We start from the raw sequence: 18,993 nt of genomic DNA, 5'->3' as shown, positions 1-18,993 counted from the left end.
CTTAGCCTGAAGTCGCGGGCGCGCAAGGCCGATCCGGCGGACCGATCAGGCGTCGCGGCGGGCGGCTTCGGACTCGGTCTCGGGCGAGGCCGCGCGGATCAGGTCCAGAACGTCGACCAAGATCACCTGCATGGCCTTCTGCGCCGCCTCGGCGTTGCGGGCGAAGATGGCGTTGGCGACGTCCTCGTGCGAGGGGATCGAGGCGGTGCGGCCCTTGATGCGGTTGGTGAAGCGGATCGAGATCCGCAAGGCGGTGTTCACCAGCTCGTGCAGGTCGCGATAGAACGGGTTCTTCGTGGCGTTGAGGATCGCCACGTGGAAGGCGATGTCGGCGGTCAGCGGGTCGTCCTCGCCCTCGGCCGCGGTCTTCATGCGGTTCAGCGCCTTGCGGATGCCCTCCAGCCCCGCCTCGTCGGCGTTGCGGGCCGCCAAGCCGGCGGCGGCGGGCTCGATGCCCAGGCGCATCTCGGTGAACTCGGCCAGCAGGCGCAGGGAGAACTTGCGCTCCAGCATCCAGCGCAGGACGTCGGGATCCAGCAGGTTCCACTCGGTTTCGGGCTCGACCACGGTGCCGTGGCGAGGGCGGGCGCTGAGCAGGCCCTTGGCGGTCAGCATCTTGACCGCTTCGCGCGTGACCGTCCGGCTGGCGCCGAACTGCTTGGACAGCTCGCCCTCGGTGGGGAAACCGACTTGGGCGTATTCGCCCGTGACGATGGCCTGGCCCAGGGACTCGACGAGTCCATAGGTCAGACTGAGGCCTGGCTGCGTACGGATCACCAAGTTGTCGCCCCCAAAACGCTTCTCGAACCGGTCGTCGTCGGAATAGGTCTGACCTTGTGTAGCGTGCTTCGTCCACGCCCGGAACAATCATGTCAAAGATGAAAGCCCCGCCACAACAACTGTGGCGAGGCCTTCGACTCAGGCTTCGGCGGTTTTTGGTCGAAACACCGCCGAATTCCTCACCACCACATGGCGTAGAGGGCGACCAGGATCACGATCACGCCCAGGCCGGCGATGTTGAAGCCGGCGGTGGTCTTGTAGCTGACGCCGTCCAGCGACACGACGTTGACCTCCTTCTTCTGAGGCGCGACCAGCGAGACGATGATCGCCGCGGCCAGGGTCAGCAGGAAGACCAGGCCCACGCGGTTCATGAACGGGATCACGAAAAGACCCATCTTGTCGGCGACGAAGAAGGCGCCCGACAGGGCCGCGCCGCCGATCGCGGCCACCAGGGCCGAAGCGGTGGTGGCGCGCTTCCAGAACAGGCCCAGCATAAAGATCACCACAATGCCCGGGGTGAAGAAGCCGGTGAAGTCCTGGATGAACTGGAAGGCCTGCTCAGCCTTGCCCAGCAACGGCCTGGCCATGAGGATGCCGACGATCACCGCGACGACGGCCGTTATCCGGCCCACGGTGACCAGGTGGCGCTCGCTGGAGCCGGTCCTGACCTTGGCGTAGACGTCCAGGGTGAAGATGGTGGCGATCGAGTTGATCTTGGCGGCCAGCGACGCGACGATCGCGGCGACCAGGGCCGAGAACACCACGCCCAGCACGCCGGGCGGCAGCAGCTTCATCATCTCCGGATAGGCCTGGTCGGGCTTGGCCAGGCCCGGCGCCAGGACCAGGGCGGCGATGCCCGGCAGCACCACGATCACCGGCATCAGCAGCTTCAGATAGGCGGCCAGGGCGATGCCCTTCTGGGCCTCGGCGATGTCCTTGGCGCCCAGGGCGCGCTGGATGATGTACTGGTTGAAGCCCCAGTACGAGACGTTCATCACCCACAGGCCCCCGAACAGGACGCTAAGGCCGGGCAGATCCTTGTAGTGCGGGTTGTCCTTGCTGAGGATCATGTCGAACTTTTCGGGGAACTGGACGGTCAGCTGGTGGAAGCCCGCCAGGACGTCGCCGTGGCCGATCTTGCTCAGCGACAGGAAGACGATGATCAGGCCGCCGGTGATCAGCAGGGCCACCTGGACGATGTCGGTCAGGGCCACGGCCTTCAGCCCGCCCCAAAGCTGGTAGGCCAGGGCGAACACGCCGATGATCACCAGGGCCTGCATCTGGTCGATGCCGGCCACGGTATGGATGGCGATCGAGCCCAGCCACAGGATCGAGGTCAGGTTCACGAAGACGTAAAGCACCAGCCAGAACACGGCCATCACGTTGCGGACGCTGGGGCCATACCGCTGCTCCAGGAACTGGGGCATGGTCGAGATGTTGTTCTTCAGGAAGATCGGCAGGAAGAACTTGCCGACGATCAGCAGGGTCAGGGCCGCCATCCACTCGTAGGAGGCGATGGCCAGGCCCAGGGCGTAGCCGGAGCCGCTCATGCCGATGATCTGCTCGGCCGAAATGTTGGCGGCGATCAGCGAGGCGCCGATCGCCCACCAGGGCAGCGCCTTGCCGGCCAGGAAGTAGTCGGTGGAGTCCTTCTTGTGGCCGCCCTTGTCGCGGCTGACCCACTGGGCCAGGCCGAAGATGGCGACGGCGTAGATCGCTAGGATGACGAAGTCGATGGTTCTCACTGGGGTCCCCCCTTCGGGCCGTTCTTGTTGTTACTGCGCGGTCTGTTCCGCCCAGGCCGCCACCAGGGCCTTGGCGCGCTGGCCCACCTCCTGGGCGGTGTAGCCGGGTCGATAGAGTTCGCCGCCGACGCCGATGCCGGCCACGCCGGCGTCGATCCAGGGCTTCAGATTGGCCGCGCCCACGCCGCCGACGGCGTAGACCGCGATGTCCTTGGGCAGCACATCACGCACGGCCTTGATATGGCCGGGGCCGTAGGTGCCGGCCGGATAGAGCTTCAGGGCCCTGGCCCCGGCCTTGACGGCGACGAAGGCCTCGCTGGGTGTGGCGAAGCCGGGCATCACGGTCAGGCCCAGGCCGACGGCGTGGGTGATGACGGAAGGATCAGTGTTGGGGGTGACGATCAGCTTGCCGCCGACGCCGGCCACCTGGTCGACCGCTTCCGGCGACAGGACGGTGCCCGCGCCGCAGAGCACCTGGTCGCCGAACGTGGCGCACAGCTTGCCGATGGTCACCAGCGGGTCGGGCGAGTTCAGCGGCACTTCGATGGCTTCGATCCCAGCCTCGACCAGGGCCGCGGCGATGTCGAGGATCTCGTCGTGCTTGACGCCGCGCAGGATGGCGACGATCGGCGGAGCCGCCTTGGGGGTGGTGCTAGGCAAGGACGTGAACTCCACTGTTCTGGGCTGGCGACAAGGTTGCAAGTCCGGCCAGGACGGCGGAATCGCCGTCGACGGCCGCGCTGGAACCGCCATGGGCGGCGATGGCCTGGGCGTAGAGCGCGCCGAGCGCCGGGGCGCCGATCAGCGACACCTGGCCTAGATCCCCGAACCAGCTGGCGGTGGTCGCGATGTCGCTGCCGATCAGCAGGCCGGACAGAAAGCCCATGGCCTCGTCCTTGGGCAGGCCGTCCAGAAGCTGTCGGCTCCGGGTCTCGAAGATCAGGTGCGGCAGGCGCGCGGGGCCCTGTTCGACGATCCGGGCGACACCGCGGGCGAAGCCCTCGGGTGATTCCGGGCCGTCCCCCGGGGTCGCCTTGGCCAGGATCGAGTGCTCGCGCAGCAGGGCGTAGAGCTCACCGACCGGCGCGGTCAGGAAGCTGGTGATCGCGCCGTCCTCGACCACGACCCACTTGGTGTGGGTGCCGGGCAGGGCCAGCAGGCGCCGGCCCTGCTTGAGGGCGGGATCCAGTTCGAGCGCGCCCAGGATCTGGGTCTCCTCGCCGCGCATGACGTCCGGCCCGCCCAGGGCGTTGCGGCACGACAGGCCGGGCACGATGGCCACCGGCAGGCCCTCGACGTCGATCTGCAACAGCCGCTCGCGGATGTCGGCGGCGTTGGCCGGGCAGGGGGCGTAGGCCGCTTCCTGCCAGCCGTTGCGCGAGCCGACCATGCCGCACAGCAGGGCCAGCGAGGGCTTGGCCTCGCGCCAGTCGCCGACCAGCTCCAGGAAGATCTCGCGCGGCGAGGCCTTGAGCGCGCCGATGCCGGGTCCGTCGCGCCGGTCCAGCACGCTCTTGCCCTGCCGCAGATAGAGCCGCAGGCGCGAGGTGCCCCAGTCGCCGAAGATCGTGATCGAACTGTCCATGGGGTTCATCTAGTGCGACTCGCGGGTGACGACCGAGCCGCTGGCGCCGACCAGGAAGTCCAGGTCCGCGCCCTTGTCGGCGCCCAGCACGTGGTCGATGTAGAGCTTGGCATAGCCGCGGGTCGCCTTGGGCGCCGGCGGATTGGCGCGCCAGGCGGCCAGGCGGCTGGCCAGTTCCTCGTCGGAAATCAGCAGGTTCAGCGACCGGGACGGGCCGTCCAGCGCGATCTCGTCGCCGTCGCGCACCACGGCCAGCGGGCCGCCGGCGTCGGACTCGGGCGAGACATGCAGGATCACCGTCCCGAACGCCGTGCCGCTCATCCGCGCGTCGCTGATGCGGACCATGTCCTTGACGCCCTTCTCCAGCAGCTTGGTCGGCAGGGGCATGTTGCCCACTTCCGGCATGCCGGGATAGCCCTTGGGACCGCAGCCCTTGAGCACCAGGATCGAGCTGGCGTCGACGTCCAGAGTCGGGTCGTCGATGCGGGCGCGGAAGTCCTCGATGGTCTCGAAGACGACCGCCTTGCCCCGGTGGCTGCACAGTTCGGGGCTGGCGGCGCTGGGCTTCATCACGGCGCCGCCCGGGGCCAGGTTGCCGCGCAGCACCCAGATGCCGCTGTCGGGCTTCACCGGCGCCTCGATGCTGCGGATGACCTCGGCGTTGAACACCTCGGCCTTTTCGTACTGCTCGCCGATCCGCTGGCCCGAGACGGTGAGGGCTTCGGGGTTCAGGAACGGGGCCATCTGCTTCATCACCGCCGGCAGGCCGCCGGCGTAGTGCAGGTCCTCCATCAGGAAGCGGCCCGACGGCTGCAGATCGACCAGCAGCGGCACGTCGCGCGACAGGTTGTCGAAGTCCTCCAGCGACAGCTCCACGCCCAGACGGCCGGCCAGGGCCAGCAGGTGGACCACGGCGTTGGTCGAGCCGCCGATCGCGGCGTGCACGCGCAGGGCGTTCTCGAAGGCGGCCCGGGTGGCCACCTGCGACATGGTCAGGCCGTCATGCACCATGCGCACGATGGTGCGGCCGGTGTGGTGGGCCATGGCCGCGCGGCGGGCGTCGACGGCGGGAATGGAGGCGTTGTAGGGCAGGCACAGGCCCATGGCCTCAACGATGGCCGCCATGGTCGAGGCGGTGCCCATGGTCATGCAGGTGCCGGGCGAGCGGCTCATGCCGCTTTCGGCCGACATGAATTCCGGCAGGGTCATCTCGCCCGCTCGGACGGCCTCGGAGAATTTCCACACGTCGGTGCCCGAACCGATGTCCTTGCCGCGGAACTTGCCGTTCAGCATCGGGCCGGTCGAGACGACGATGGTGGGCAGGTCGACGCTGGCCGCGCCCATCATCTGGCCCGGGGTGGTCTTGTCGCAGCCGCCCAGCAGCACGACGCCGTCGATCGGATTGCCACGAATCGACTCCTCGACGTCCATCGCCAGCAGGTTGCGGAACAGCATGGCCGTTGGCCGCATCTGGGTCTCGCCCAGCGACATCGCCGGGAATTCCAGCGGCAGGCCGCCGGCCTCCCACACGCCGCGCTTCACATGCTCGGCCAGGTCGCGCAGGCCGGCGTTGCAGGGGGTGATCTCCGACCAGGTATTGCAGATGCCAATCACCGGACGGCCGTCGAACACATCGTCCGGCAAGCCTTGGCTCTTCATCCAACTGCGATGGATGAACCCGTCGCGATCCAGCTTCCCATAGCTGTGACCGCTGCGGAATCGACCGCCCCCGCTTCCCTGACTCATGACCCGCCCTGACGCCGCGGCCGAGCCGCTCGAATTCGTTCCGTGCATTTATAGTATTATAATGATGATCGCAAACGCCTGGAACGTCGTGGCGCGCTGCGAAAGACGACCTGAGGCTGTAATTCTCCAGGCGGCAGACGGGTTTGCTGCGAGGCCTGTGGCTCAAAAGTCGCCGTGGCCGGCCGAAATGATAGCGCTATCAATTTCGGCTTGTCAGTCCGAATTATATGACTAAAGGTCCAAAACAGATCGTGTGACCGCTGCGTGCGGCGCACGTCACCGACGCCTTTGAGAGCGTCGGGACGGATCTCACCTGGGGAAGGAAACCGGAATGTCGTCTCGCAATACCCGTCGCAACGCCATGCTCATGGGCGCGTCAGCGCTCGTCATCTGCGCGGCTCTGCCCGCCATCGCCGCCGCTCAGACGGCCGCCGCTCCCGCGCAGAGCGTGGACACTGTCGAAGAAATCGTCGTCACCGGCCAGCGCGCCGCCATCCAGTCGGCGCAGAAGCTGAAGCAAAACGCCGAGCAGATGGTCGATTCGATCACCTCGACCGACATCGGGGCCCTGCCGGACCGCAGCGTCACCGAGGCGCTACAGCGCATCTCGGGCGTCACCATCGGCCGAACCTCGGATCCTCGCGACGCCGACCGCATTTCGGTCGAGGGCAGCGGCGTGCAGGTTCGCGGTCTCAGCTGGGTCCGCGGCGAACTGAACGGCCGCGACAGCTTCTCGGCCAAGGCCGGCCGCACCCTGAGCTTCGAAGACGTGCCGCCCGAGCTGATGGCCGGCGTCGACGTTTACAAGAACCCGTCGGCCGACATCATCGAAGGCGGGGTGGGCGGCACCGTCAACCTGCGCACGCGCATGCCGTTCGATTCCAAGAAGAGCGTCCTGGCCTATTCGCTCGACTCCAGCTGGGGCGACCTGGCCCGGAAGTGGGAGCCGAGCGGCTCGATCCTGTACAGCAACCGCTGGGACACCAATATCGGCGAGCTGGGCTTCCTGGTCGACCTGTCCGATTCCAAGCTCTCCAGCCGCACCGACACCATGTCGGTCGATCCGTACAACGTCCGCACCGACCTGGTTCCGGGCAAGACGGTGTACGTCCCCGGCGGCTACGGCTATCGCAGCCTGGACTTCGAACGCGAGCGCAAGGGCATCGACGCCGCTCTGCAATGGCGCCCCAACGAGCAGTGGGAAGCCACCTTGCATTTCCTGCGCTCGTCGGCGTCGCAGGCCTCGACCGAACGGGCCAACGGCTTCAATCCGGGATCGGGCAACGGCCCGGCCGCCGGGACCAGCTTCACCTACAGCGATACCGGCCACTTCCTCAAGGGCACGATGGCCAACGCGCCGGGCGGCGACACCCTCGGCTCGTCGTTGATCGACACCCGCTTCGCCGACCGCAGCTCGGTGACCTCGGACTACTCACTGAACGTGAAGTACAATCCGAACGACAAGTGGGCGTTCACCGCCGACATTCAGTACATCTACGCCAAGACCAAGACGGTCGATAACACCGCGTTCAACTCGTTGAACGGCTCGACCCTGCCGGCAACGCTGGACCTGACCGGGGACCTGCCCCAGATCACGGTCAATAACGACGCAGCGTTCCTGGCCAATCCGGCCAACTACTACCTGCAAGCGGCGATGGATCACCACGATCGCAACGACGCCGCCGAGTGGGCCGAGCGCTTCGACGGCGAGTACAGCTTCGACGAGGGCAGCTGGCTGAAGTCGTTCCGCTTCGGCGTCCGCCACACCTTCCGCCAAGCCACTACCCGCGAAACCACCTATCGTTGGGACACGGTGGCGCCGAGCTGGTCGGCGAGCGGTCCGATCACCACGCTGGACGCCTACCAGGGCTATTACGGGGTCTTCGCGTTCGACAACTACTTCCGCGGCAAGACTAAGCTGCCCGCACCGTTCGTGATGCCGACCGCGGCCTTCGTGAACAACTACGGCGACACCTCGCAGTTGCTGCAACGGATCGCACAGGCGAACGGCGGCGGCTGGCGCGCCTTCAACGGCGTGTTCGACGAGCAAACCCCGGCTGGTGGCCGGGGCAGCATCAACCACCAGAAGGAAGAGACCCTGGCGGCCTACGGCCTGCTGCGGTTCGGACACGACGTCTCGCTATGGGGCGACCAGCGCGAGATCGACGGCAACATCGGCCTGCGCGTCGTCAAGACCGAGAGCCAGGGCCAGGGCACCCAGACCTTCCCGGTCAACAACGGTAGCAGCAGCTCCAACCTTCCGGCGGCCGACCAGGCGTTCGGAAACGGGGCCTCCAGCCCCATCAAGGGCGGCCGCGACTATGTGAGCGTTCTGCCCAGCCTGAACGTGCGCCTGAAGCTCACTCCGGAGATGTTCATCCGCTTCGCGACGGCCAAGTCGATCGTCCGTCCGGACTTCCAACAGTTGCAGCCGAACTACTCGATCGGCGCCACCAACGGCTTCATCTCCGGCGGCGTCTGCACGAACAGCATCCCCGGCGGTTCCCAGGCCAACTGCGTCTATCAATACACGGCCAACGCCGGTAATCCCGAGCTGAAGCCGATCCGCTCCACCCAGTACGACCTGTCGTACGAGTGGTACTTCAACTCGACCGGCAGCGTGACGGCGACGGTGTTCTACAAGGACATCTACAACTTCATCGCCAACAGTCCGACCAACCTCAGCTTCACCAACAACGGCGTGACCCGCACCGTCCAGGTGATCCAGCCGTACAACGCCGGCCACGGAAAGGTTAAGGGCTTCGAAGTCGCCTACCAGCAGTATTATGACTTCCTGCCCGGCGCGCTGCGCGGTTTCGGCGTACAGGCCAACTTCACCTATATCGACAGCAAGGGCACGCGAAACGGGGCGGTCAACCCGTACGACAACACCCAGATCACCAACAGCGCGGCGGAAGATCTCCCGCTCGAGGGCATGTCGAAGACCAGCTACAATGTCGCGGCGCTCTACGACCTGGGCAAGGTGTCGGCGCGCCTGGCCTACAACTGGCGTGAGCGCTACCTGCTGACCACCACGGCCGCGAACATCAACATTCCGGCCTGGTACGACGACTACGGCCAGCTGGACGGTTCGGTCTTCTACACGGTCAACGACGCGCTGAAGATCGGCTTCCAGGCGGCGAACCTGGCCAACGCCAAGAGCAAGATCCTGGTCAGCTATCCCGGCCGGCCTGAAGAGGGTCTGACCGGCCACAACTGGATCGTGGCGGACCGCCGCTACTCGATCGTGCTGCGCGGCACGTTCTAGGGTCTCGCTCGCGAGCCGCTGAACAGGCCCCCGTTCCGTCCCGGCCCGACCGGGGTGGGGCGGGGGCCTTTTTATTCGTCGCGCCGGCTGGAGAAGACGCTAGCCTGCGCGCGTGACCTAACGACGGAAAATCCGCGCCATGACCGGGCAGTCTCCCTTCAAGTTCGTGATCGTCGGCGGGGGCACCGCGGGTTGGATGGCCGCCGCCGCGTTGGCCCATGCGGTCAAGGGGAAGGTCGCCGAGATCGAACTCGTCGAATCCGAGGAGATCGGCACCGTCGGGGTCGGCGAGGCCACCATCCCGCCGATCCAGTTTCTCAACAGTATGCTGGGTATCGACGAGATCGACTTCGTCAAGAAGACTCAAGCCACCTTCAAGCTGGGCATCGAGTTCCGCGACTGGAAGAAGCTGGACCACAGCTATCTCCATCCCTTCGGTCCGATCGGGACGCCGATCGACGGCGTGGGCTTCCACCATTACTGGCATCGCCTGCGTGAGCACGGCGACGCCACCGATCTCTACGACTATTCGATGTCGGCCGTCGCGGCCCGGAAAGGCAAGTTCGTCATCGCGCCGCGCGAGCTGCCGCCCGGCGTGCCGCCGCTGGCCTACGCCTACCATTTCGACGCCGGCCTCTACGCCCGCTTCCTGCGCGAGTACGCCGAGGCGCGAGGCGTCAAGCGGACCGAGGGCAAGATCGTCGAGGTCAAGCAGCGCGCCGCCGACGGCTTCATCGAAGCGGTCGAGCTGGAGGGCGGCCGACGTGTCGAGGGCGATTTCTTCGTGGACTGTTCGGGGTTCCGGGGCCTGCTGATCGAACAGACCCTGAAGACCGGCTACGAGGACTGGACCCACTGGCTGCCCTGCGACCGGGCGCTGGCCGTGCCTTGCGACAGCGTCACGCCGCTGACGCCCTATACCCGCTCGACCGCGCGCGCCGCCGGCTGGCAATGGCGCATTCCGCTGCAGCACCGGACCGGCAACGGCTACGTCTATTCCAGCCCGTTCATCAGCGACGACGAGGCGGCCGCCACCCTGATGGCCAATCTGGACGGCGCGCCGCGGGCCGAGCCGCGGCTGCTGCGGTTCACGACGGGCCGGCGCAAGCAGGCCTGGAACAAGAACGTCGTCGCCCTGGGCCTAGCCAGCGGTTTCATGGAACCGCTGGAATCCACCAGCATCCACCTGATCCAGACGGGAGTGATGCGCCTGCTCTCCCTGCTGCCGACCCGAACCTACGACGCGGCTGCGGTCGCGGAATATAATCGTTTGTCGAAGGTCGAGTACGAGCAGATCCGCGACTTCATCATCCTGCACTACTGCGCCACGGAACGGGACGATTCCGAGCTATGGCGCTATTGCGCGAACATGGCGCTGCCCGAGGCGCTGACCCACAAGATCGAGCTCTTCCGCGAGCGCGGCAAGGTCGCCCGCTATGACGACCAGCTGTTCGCCGAACCCAGCTGGATCGCCGTGTTCCTGGGGCAGGGGATCGAGCCCCGCGACCACGACCGCCTGGCCGACGTCCCGCCGATCGCCGACGTCGAGCGCACGCTGTTCAATATCCGGGACAAGATGGTCCATATCGCCGATCGCCTGATCACGCACGACGAGTTCATCGCTCGTCATTGCAAGGCTGATCCGATCTAGCGGACGAGACGGGACCACGACCTCCCACCTTGCCAGTCAATTGTCCTACTTATACTAGTGATAGCGGTAACAGGTTGTCGCGACGAGGTGAGCCTCTGGAATGACGACCTAGTGGGAGGCGAGCTTGCGGCTTCAGGATAGAACTCGGCCAGGACAGGACCGCCCCGTGGCGCGCGTTGCGGCGCTGCTGGCCGCCACGACCCTGGCCGGCATGGCAGCCTCCGCGCCCGCCCACGCCGCCGACCTGCCCAGGTTGGTCGCCAAGGACGGCCGGCACGCCCTGATGGTCGACGGCGCGCCGTACTTGATGCTGGGCGTCCAGGCCAACAACGCCGCCAACTATCCCTCGCAGTTGCCCAAGGTGTGGCCAGCGGTGAAGGCGATGCACGCCAACACCCTGGAGATCCCAATCGCCTGGGAGCAGATCGAGCCGGTCGAAGGCCAGTTCGACTTTTCGTATGTCGACCTGCTGCTGAAACAGGCCCGCGACAACGACGTGAAGCTGGTGCTGCTGTGGTTCGGCACCTGGAAGAACAACGGTCCGCAATACGCGCCTGAATGGGTCAAGCTGGACAACAAGCGCTTCCCGCGGGTGATCAACGCCAAGAGCGAAGTCAAGAACTCGCTGTCGCCGCACTTTCCGGCCACGCTGGAAGCCGACAAGAAGGCCTTCGTCGCCCTGATGCGTCACCTGAAGGCGGCCGATCCCGATCACACGGTGATCATGATCCAGCCCGAGAACGAGACCGGCACCTACAGCGCCATCCGCGACTATTCCCCCACCGCCCAGAAGCTGTTCGAAGGCCCCGTGCCGGCCCAACTGGTCAAGGCCATGGGCAAGAAGCCGGGAACCTGGACGGCGGTGTTCGGCAAGGACGCCGACGAGTTCTTCCACGCCTGGTCGATCGGCCGGTTCGTCGACGAGGTCGCCGCCGCCGGCAAGCGCGAGCTGCCGCTGCCGATGTACGTCAACGCCGCCCTGCGCGACCCCTTCAAGTATCAGGACCCGTTCACCTATTCGTCGGGCGGGCCGACCTGGAACGTGCTGGACGTCTGGAAGGCCGCCGCGCCGTCGATCGACGCCATCGCGCCCGACATCTACATGCGCGAGAGCGCCAGCGTACGGAAGACGCTGGAGCAGTACGGCCGGCCCGATAACGCTCTGTTCGTGCCCGAGATCGGCAGCGACAAGGGCTACGCCCGCCACGTCTACGACGTGCTGGGCCATCACGGAATCGGCTTCTCGCCGTTTGGCCTCGACTACACCGGCTATTCCAACTACCCGCTCGGCGCCAAGACGGTGGATGCCCAGGCGCTGGAGAACTTCGGCGTCCACTATCGCCTGCTGGCCCCAATGGCCCGCGAGTGGGCCAGGCTGTCCTACACGGGCGAGGTCTGGGGCGCGGGCGAGGCTGACGACCGCAAGGCCGAGACCCTGAAGCTGGGCGACCGCTGGACAGCCACGATCTCGTACGGCGAATGGCAGTTCGGCTCGATGGACGCTCCCTGGATGGGCAAGGCCGAGAAGCAGCCGGGCCGCGAGGTCCCCGACGGCGGCGCCCTGATCGCCCGGCTCTCGGCCAACGAGTTCCTGGTCACCGGCTATCGCGCCCGCGTCACCTTCGGCTCGGCCAAGGACGAGCGGTTCATGCTGGCCCGGGTCGAGGAAGGCCACTTCGACAACGGCCAATGGGTGTTCGACCGGGTGTGGAACGGCGATCAGGTCGACTATGGCCTGAACCTGACGACATTACCGCAGGTGCTGAAAGTCAAGCTGGCCACGTACTGACGTTCGTAGTTCAAGCGTCGGTCCCGGGGATTACCGGGATCGGCGGCGATAAAAATCCAAGATCCCAGGGGAAGAACGATGCGCATGCTGCCCAAGGCCCTTCTGGCCGGCCTCACACTCGCCCTGATGGCCTCGACCAGCGCGTTCGCGCTGGACGGCGCCTTCGAAAAGACCGCCGACGGCGTGGTCGTCACCCCCGCCTCGGGGCCCGCCAAGAAGGTGCGGCTTCAGGTGATGGGCGAGCGGATCATCCACGTCACGGCCACGCCGACCGACAGCCTCGACACGCCCCCCAGCCTGATGGTGACGGCCAGGCCGGGCGGCCCGTTCACGGTGACGGAGGCGGGCGGCAAGGTGGTGGTCAAGGCCGGCAAGGCCTCGGCCGAGGTCTCGCTGGCCGACGGCCAGGTCAGCTTCCGCGACACGGCCGGCAAGGTGGTCCTGGCCGAGAACGGCCGGCGTCCGTTCAAGCCCGAGACCATCGACGGCAAGACCTTCTACAGCGTCAGCCAGCAGTTCAATCCGGGTACGGACGAGGCCTTCTACGGCCTGGGCCAGCACCAGAACGGCCAGATGAACTACAACGGCCAGGACGTCGAACTGGCGCAGTACAATCGCGACATCGCCGTGCCGTTCGTACTGTCCACCCGCAACTACGGCCTGCTGTGGGAAAACAACGGCATCACCCGGTTCGGCGACCCGACGCCCTATGACGTCGCCTCGCGCGACCTGAAGATCTTCGACGCGGCCGGCAAGGCCGGCGGCTTCACCGCCAAGTACTATGTCAACGGCGCGCTGAAGCTGACCCGGACCGAGAAGGACATCGACTATCGCTTCCTGAAGGATCTGCCCAACTGGCCGGCCGAGCTGACCGGTCCTGACAAGAAGCCGGTCAAGGGCGCCACCGTGGTCTGGGAAGGCTCGGTCGAGCCCTCGGTCAGCGGCGTCCAGAAGTTCAAGCTCTACTCGTCCAGCTACGCCAAGGTCTATGTCGACGGCAAGCTGACGATCGACCGCTGGCGGCAGAACTGGAACCCGTGGTTCCACAACTTCACCGCCCCGATGAAAGCCGGGACCCGCCACAAGATTCGCGTCGAGTGGGATCCCAACGAGGGCTATATTGGCCTGCTGCACAACAATCCGATGCCGGCGGCCGACCAGAAGTCGCTGACCATGACCTCGGGCGTCGCCCATGCGGTCGACTACTACTTCGTGACGGGCGGCGACCTGGACCAGGTGGTGAGCGGCTATCGCGAACTGACCGGCAAGGCCGTGGCCCTGCCGCGCTGGGCCTACGGCTTCTGGCAGAGCCGCCAGCGCTACGAGACCCAGGACCAGATCGTCGGCGTGCTCAAGGAATATCGCGACCGCAAGCTGCCGATCGACAACGTGGTCATGGACTGGCGCTACTGGAAGGACGACGCCTGGGGCAGCCACAAGTTCGACGAGACCCGCTTCGCCGACCCCAAGAAGATGGTGGACGACATCCACGGGATGAACGGCCACATCATGATTTCGATCTGGCCGAAGTTCTATCCGACCACGGAGCACTTCAAGGAGCTGGACGCCAAGGGCTTCATGTACAAGCGTAACATCGAGCAGGGCGCCCTGGACTGGGTCGGCCCGGGCTACCTGAACTCGTTCTACGACCCCTATGCGAAGGAAGCGCGCGACATCTACTGGCGCCAGGTCAAGGAGAGCCTGAAGGGCTTCGGCATCGACGCCTGGTGGATGGACAGCGACGAGCCGGACATGCACTCCAATCTCGACATCCCCGAGCGCACCCTGCGCATGGGGCCTACGGCGATCGGCCCGGGGGCGGAATTCTACAACTCCTACCCGCTGATCCACACCCAGGGCGTGTTCGATGGCGAGCGCCAGACCGACCCCGACAAGCGCAGCTTCATCCTGTCGCGCTCGGGCTTCGGCGGCATCCAGCGCAACGGCGTGGCCCTGTGGAGCGGCGACGTGGTCGCGCGCTGGGACGACCTGAAGGACCAGATCTCGGCCGGGGTGAACCTGTCCATGTCGGGCATTCCCAACTGGACCACCGACATCGGCGGCTTCTCGGTCGAGGATCGCTACACCAACAAGGACCCGGCGCACTGGGCTGAATGGCAGGAGCTGAACCTGCGCTGGTTCCAGTTCGGCGCCTTCAGCCCGCTGTTCCGCAGCCACGGCGAGTTCCCGTACCGCGAAATCTACAACCTCGCCGACGAGGGGACTGAGGTCTACAAGAGCCTGGCCTGGTACGACGAGCTGCGCTACCGGCTGATGCCCTACGTCTACACCCTGGCGGCCGACACCTATCAGCGCGACGGGATCATGATGCGCGGCCTGGTGATGGACTTCCCGTCCGACACGACTGCCCGCGGCGTCAATGACGAGTACCTGTTCGGCAAGGCGTTCCTGGTCGCCCCGGTGACGCAGTTCAAGGCGCGCTCGCGGCAGGTCTATCTGCCGGCAGGAACCAGCTGGTACGACTTCGAGACCGGCAAGGCGTTCAAGGGCGGCCAGACCATCAAGGCCGACGCGCCGCTGTCGCGCATGCCGCTGTTCGTGAAGGCCGGCTCGATCGTGCCGACCACGGTGGTCCAGCAATATGTCGGCGAACAGCCCGACGCGCCGCTGACCGTGGTGGTCTACACCGGGGCCGACGGCAAGTTCGAGCTCTACGAGGACGACGGCCTCAGCAACGGCTACGCCCGCGGCGCCTGGAGCCGGATCCCGATGAGCTTCGACAACGCCACCGGCCGCCTGACCATCGGCGCCCGCTCGGGATCGTTCAAAGGCATGGTCGAGAACCGGACGATCAAGGTCCGCTTCATCGGCTCGGGCGCCAAGCCGGTCGACTTCGACACCGTGGACGAGACCGTGGCCTACAACGGCCAGCCGGTGGTGGTGACGCGGAAGTAGTCGGCATTCGATCGTTGCGCGTTGAAGCCCTGGTCCAGCGGGACCGGGGCTTTTTCGTGCGCATGTGCACATGCGTTGGGATATGATATCGCCGCGCCCGCGCGATTTGGGGTCGAAGTCTGGCAGCCGCTCGAAGCCTTGAGGAGACAGACACCATGACGGCGCGTCAAAGCACCTATCCGCTTCGCCTGCCGACCTCGGTGCGCGCCGAGGTCGAGCGCCGGGCCAAGGCTGAGGGCGCCAGCGTCAATCAGTTCGTGGCGACGGCCGTGGCGGAAAAGCTGGCCGTCATGAACACCGCGGCCTTCTTCGCCGAGCGGCGATCGAAAGCCGACTTCGCCGCCTTCGACCAGTTGATGTCGCGGTCAGGCGGCGTCGACCCCGATGATGACGATCACTTGCCCTAGGCCTGCACCACCAGCTTGCGCGTGATCAGCTCGGCCGCGTTCACGCGTTCGCCGCCGGGCTGCATGACCTCCAGGTGGACGTGGTCGGTGATGCCGGGATAGTGGCCCTGCAGACTCTGGTCGGCGCCGATCGTCTCGCCCAGGCGCACGGTCTGGCCGACCTCGACGCTGGGCTTCACGTAGAAGGCGCGGGCGACGTAGCCGAGCGCGGGATTGGTGATCTCGACGAACGTCAGGCCGCTGTCGCCGGCATAGGCGTAGCCGATCTTCGTCACGTAGCCCGACATCGGGGCCTTCACGTCCTGGCCGGCCGTGGCCACGTAGTCGACGCCCTCGTGACTGCGCGAGCCGCCGTCGCGGCGGGCGCCGAACTGGCCGTCGCCGAACTCGTCATGGCCGCGCGGAACGCCGCCGGTCGGGTTGGCGAAGTCGGGAGCGCCGTCGCCGTCGATGTCCGAACCGCTCCAGACCAGCTCCTTGCGAACCGGCTTCTGCGGCTTGGCGGCCATGTCGGCCAGCAGGCGCTGGACCATGGGCGAGGAGCCCCGCGCGGCCTTGTGCGGGTTCTCCATCGCCGCCACCACCATCGGAGCAAAGACCAGGGCCAGGCCCAGCGCGCCGCGCGCCCAGGGAGCGAGTTTGTGCGCGGCGAGTTTCTTCGCATCCGATGCTTGCATCAAATCGTCCTGAAGTTGTTGGTGGATCGTTTTGGCGGTGTGGGCGTTTTGGTGGGTTAATCGCCAGATAAGGCGAAGACATGGCAAGCCAAGTGCGGCCGACGGTCGCGCGCGTCCATGGTTATGCTTGAAGCTCTACTGAACGTTGTCAGCGAATATTCGGATGCATCGCGTGCAAGGCGACGGTCAATGCTCTGATCTTGGCGGGAAGATCAAGCGTCGCCGTTTCGCCCGCGTTGATAAGCATCACGTCCAGTGGGGCGAAATCCTCGACCTCTTCCAACAGCACGACCAGCGTCGGCCCGTCCGAGATCGGGACGGGATTTCCGCGCCAAGGCTCGACTCGCGCGGTCCAGGCGCCCCGCCGGACCATAACGTTGAGATCGCGGATCGGGCCGCTGGCCAGGCGCGCCATGATGGCGGCCTCGCCGGGAAAGGCCAGGGGCGCGAAGCGTTCCAGGCGCATTGGTCGGCCGTCGATCTCCAGCACCAGGCCATCACCCGCGATCACCGTCAGCACCCGGTCGACGCCCGGAAAAGCCGAGAACGGTCCGTCGGTCGCGACGTCGGCCAGGCTGACCCGCCAGTCGAAGCCGTCCAGCCTCGCGCCGGGCGGCCAGGCGAGCACCTCGCGGGTGACGCCGCCGCCGTTCTTCCACGGCGTGGCGACCCGGTCGGCGGCGCGCAGGACGCGCATTACAGGATGCCCGGCAGGTCCAGGCCGTGCTCGCGGGCGCAGTCCTTGGCGATCTCGTAGCCCGCGTCGGCATGGCGCATGACGCCGCTGGCCGGGTCGTTCCACAGCACGCGCTCCAGCCGCCTAGCGGCCGCCTCGGTCCCGTCGCAGACGATGACCATTCCCGCATGCTGCGAAAAACCCATGCCCACCCCGCCGCCATGGTGCAGCGACACCCAGGTGGCCCCCGAGGCGGTGTTGAGCAGGGCGTTCAGCAGCGGCCAGTCCGACACTGCGTCCGACCCGTCCGTCATCCCCTCCGTCTCGCGGTTGGGCGAGGCGACCGAGCCGCTGTCGAGGTGATCGCGGCCGATCACCACCGGGGCTTTCAGTTCGCCGCTGGCGACCATTTCGTTGAACGCCAGGCCCAGCCGGTGACGGTCGCCCAGCCCGACCCAGCAGATCCGGGCGGGCAGGCCCTGGAACTTGATCTTCTCGGCGGCCATGTCCAGCCAGTGGTGCAGGTGGGGATTGTCGGGGATCAGTTCCTTGACCTTGGCGTCGGTCTTCTTGATGTCCTCCGGATCGCCCGACAGCGCCGCCCAGCGGAACGGCCCGACGCCCCGGCAGAACAGCGGGCGGATATAGGCCGGCACGAAGCCGTGGAAGTCGAAGGCGTTGGTCACGCCTTCCTCCAGCGCCATCTGGCGGATGTTGTTGCCGTAGTCGACGGTGGGCACGCCGGCCGCCTGGAAGTCGAGCATGGCCTTCACATGCACCGCCATCGAGGCGCGGGCGGCGCGGTTGACGGTCTCAGGCTCGCGCTCCTTGGCGGCGGCCCACTGGTCCAGGGTCCAGCCGGCCGGCAGGTAGCCGTTGATCGGATCATGGGCGCTGGTCTGGTCGGTCAGCAGGTCGGGGCGGATCCCACGCTCGAACATCAGCGGCAGCAGCTCGGCGGCGTTGCCTAGCAGGCCGACCGAGAGCGGGGCCTTGTCGGCGCACGACCGCTCGATCCAGGCCAGGGCTTCGTCCAGGTTATCCGTCGCCTTGTCCAGATAGCCGGTGCGCAGCCGCATCTCGATCCGAGACGGCTGGCATTCGACAGCCAGGCACGAGGCCCCGGCCATCACCGCCGCCAGGGGCTGGGCCCCGCCCATGCCGCCCAGGCCGGCGGTCAGCAGCCACTTGCCGGCCAGATCGCCGCCGTGATGCTGGCGGCCCATCTCGACGAAGGTCTCGTAGGTGCCCTGCACGATGCCCTGGGCGCCGATATAGATCCACGAGCCGGCGGTCATCTGGCCGTACATGGCCAGGCCCTTGCGATCCAGTTCGTTGAAGTGCTCCCAGTTGGCCCAGCGCGGGACCAGGTTGGAATTGGCGATCAGCACGCGCGGCGCGTCGGGGTGGGTGCGGAACACCCCGACCGGCTTGCCGGATTGGACTAGCAGCGTCTCGTCGTCCTCCAACCGCTGCAGGGTCTCGACGATCTTGTCGTAGCTCTCCCAGTCGCGGGCGGCGCGACCGATGCCGCCGTAGACGACCAGCTCCTCTGGCCGCTCGGCGACGTCGGGGTGCAGGTTGTTCATCAGCATCCGCAACGGGGCCTCGGTCAGCCAGGACTTGGCGGTGAGCTGGGGGCCGGTGGCGGGGCGGATGACGCGGGTGTTGTCGAGGCGAGTCATGGTGAGGTCTCGGTTGGGACCGCCCTCGTCCTTCGACAAGCTCAGGATGAGGGCTGCTGAAGGGCTCG

The 18,993-nt window shown here is 66.6% G+C and carries 13 protein-coding genes; 5 read left to right on the top strand and 8 right to left on the bottom strand.

Annotated elements, in window-relative coordinates:
* Window positions 1-45: 45 nt before the first annotated feature.
* The 5 genes from EV278_RS12820 to EV278_RS12800 all read right to left on the bottom strand — a co-directional run bounded on the left by EV278_RS12820 (window position 46) and on the right by EV278_RS12800 (window position 5,856).
* Window positions 46-774, bottom strand: a complete 729-nt coding sequence (locus EV278_RS12820; RefSeq protein WP_132092122.1) for a FadR/GntR family transcriptional regulator — start codon at window positions 772-774, stop codon at window positions 46-48.
* A 185-nt stretch (window positions 775-959) separates the two neighbouring features.
* The gene (locus EV278_RS12815; RefSeq protein WP_132091752.1) at window positions 960-2,525 is read right to left on the bottom strand and encodes a sodium/sugar symporter; all 1,566 of its coding nucleotides are present in this window, start codon (window positions 2,523-2,525) and stop codon (window positions 960-962) included.
* Between the two features lie 30 nt (window positions 2,526-2,555).
* Window positions 2,556-3,185, bottom strand: coding sequence for a 2-dehydro-3-deoxy-6-phosphogalactonate aldolase (locus EV278_RS12810; RefSeq protein WP_243692181.1), 630 nt, complete (start codon window positions 3,183-3,185; stop codon window positions 2,556-2,558).
* Complete coding sequence (locus EV278_RS12805; RefSeq protein WP_132091746.1) at window positions 3,178-4,110, bottom strand: 2-dehydro-3-deoxygalactonokinase; 933 nt, start codon at window positions 4,108-4,110, stop codon at window positions 3,178-3,180. The genes EV278_RS12810 and EV278_RS12805 overlap by 8 nt, the downstream gene beginning before the upstream one ends.
* Window positions 4,111-4,119: 9 nt before the next feature.
* Entirely contained in the window at window positions 4,120-5,856 is a 1,737-nt protein-coding gene (locus EV278_RS12800; RefSeq protein ID WP_132091743.1) for an IlvD/Edd family dehydratase, read from the bottom strand.
* Between the two features lie 331 nt (window positions 5,857-6,187).
* On the opposite strand from EV278_RS12800, the gene EV278_RS12795 reads away from it, so the two are divergent.
* The 5 genes from EV278_RS12795 (at window position 6,188) to EV278_RS12775 (ending at window position 15,887) form a co-directional block, all read left to right on the top strand.
* Window positions 6,188-9,124: a TonB-dependent receptor gene (locus tag EV278_RS12795; RefSeq protein ID WP_132091740.1), complete on the top strand. Its 2,937-nt coding sequence runs from the start codon at window positions 6,188-6,190 to the stop codon at window positions 9,122-9,124.
* 139 nt (window positions 9,125-9,263) lie between these two features.
* Window positions 9,264-10,775 carry a tryptophan halogenase family protein gene (locus EV278_RS12790; RefSeq protein WP_132091737.1) on the top strand — a complete coding sequence of 504 codons (1,512 nt, stop codon included), beginning with the start codon at window positions 9,264-9,266 and terminating at the stop codon, window positions 10,773-10,775.
* Between the two features lie 211 nt (window positions 10,776-10,986).
* On the top strand, window positions 10,987-12,564 hold the full coding sequence (locus tag EV278_RS12785) for a DUF5597 domain-containing protein (protein ID WP_243692193.1): 1,578 nt from the start codon (window positions 10,987-10,989) through the stop codon (window positions 12,562-12,564).
* Window positions 12,565-12,642: 78 nt separating this feature from the next.
* Window positions 12,643-15,480 (top strand): TIM-barrel domain-containing protein, encoded by a 2,838-nt coding sequence (locus EV278_RS12780; RefSeq protein WP_243692180.1) that lies wholly within the window; start codon window positions 12,643-12,645, stop codon window positions 15,478-15,480.
* A gap of 155 nt (window positions 15,481-15,635) precedes the next feature.
* Window positions 15,636-15,887, top strand: a complete 252-nt coding sequence (locus EV278_RS12775; RefSeq protein WP_132091731.1) for a YlcI/YnfO family protein — start codon at window positions 15,636-15,638, stop codon at window positions 15,885-15,887.
* On the opposite strand, the gene EV278_RS12770 is transcribed toward EV278_RS12775, so the two are convergent.
* The 3 genes from EV278_RS12770 to hutU all read right to left on the bottom strand — a co-directional run bounded on the left by EV278_RS12770 (window position 15,884) and on the right by hutU (window position 18,925).
* Window positions 15,884-16,564: a M23 family metallopeptidase gene (locus EV278_RS12770; protein WP_132091728.1), complete on the bottom strand. Its 681-nt coding sequence runs from the start codon at window positions 16,562-16,564 to the stop codon at window positions 15,884-15,886. The two genes, EV278_RS12775 and EV278_RS12770, sit on opposite strands and share 4 nt — an antisense overlap.
* Window positions 16,565-16,712: 148 nt before the next feature.
* Window positions 16,713-17,261 (bottom strand): HutD family protein, encoded by a 549-nt coding sequence (locus EV278_RS12765; RefSeq protein WP_132091724.1) that lies wholly within the window; start codon window positions 17,259-17,261, stop codon window positions 16,713-16,715.
* Window positions 17,261-18,925, bottom strand: coding sequence for a urocanate hydratase (hutU, locus tag EV278_RS12760; protein WP_132091721.1), 1,665 nt, complete (start codon window positions 18,923-18,925; stop codon window positions 17,261-17,263). Before hutU ends, EV278_RS12765 begins: the two co-directional genes overlap by 1 nt.
* Window positions 18,926-18,993 lie beyond the last annotated feature (68 nt).

This window comes from Caulobacter sp. BK020, assembly GCF_004342605.1.
In the GTDB taxonomy this organism is placed as follows: Bacteria; Pseudomonadota; Alphaproteobacteria; order Caulobacterales; family Caulobacteraceae; genus Caulobacter.
This window is presented reverse-complemented; position numbering and strand designations above follow the sequence as displayed.